General features: G+C 43.4%; 1 protein-coding gene. It reads left to right on the forward strand.

What is annotated here, in order from left to right:
- Positions 1-548 (forward strand): MobA/MobL family protein (locus HMPREF0373_RS12725; protein WP_021740152.1); only part of this gene is annotated, 548 nt, incomplete at both ends.

The following is a 548-nucleotide window of genomic DNA, read 5'->3' on the forward strand; positions in this document are numbered from 1 at the left end:
GCCCAACTTGGCAGGTCATTTGAATTTGCCCTTCCCAAAGAATGGAACAGACAGGAACAAATTCAATATACAACTGACTATATTCAAAAAACTTTTGTAGATAGAGGAATGTGTGCTGATTGGAGTATCCACGATAAAGGGGATGGCAACCCCCATGTCCATCTGCTTCTGACTATGCGTCCTTTTAACCCGGATCATTCTTGGGGAAAGAAAGAAGTCAAGGATTGGGATTTTCTCAGAGATAAAAACGGAAATATCGTGATTGATGAATCCCATCCGAACTGGTGGCAGGATAAGAAAAACCCTGACCGTCATGGAATCCGTATCCCTGTATTAGACGAAAACGGAATTCAGAAGATGGGTGCAAGAAACCGCCTGCAATGGAAACGGGTGCTGACCGATGCTAACGGATGGAACAATCCAAAAAATTGTGAACTGTGGCGGAGTGAATGGGCAAAGGTGTGTAATGAACATCTTCCTTTGCATAATCAGGTCGATCACCGTTCTTATGAAAAACAGGGAAAACTCCAGATTCCTACCATCCATGA

It is taken from the genome of Eubacterium ramulus ATCC 29099 (genome assembly GCF_000469345.1).
Taxonomy (GTDB): Bacteria; Bacillota; Clostridia; order Lachnospirales; family Lachnospiraceae; genus Eubacterium_I; species Eubacterium_I ramulus.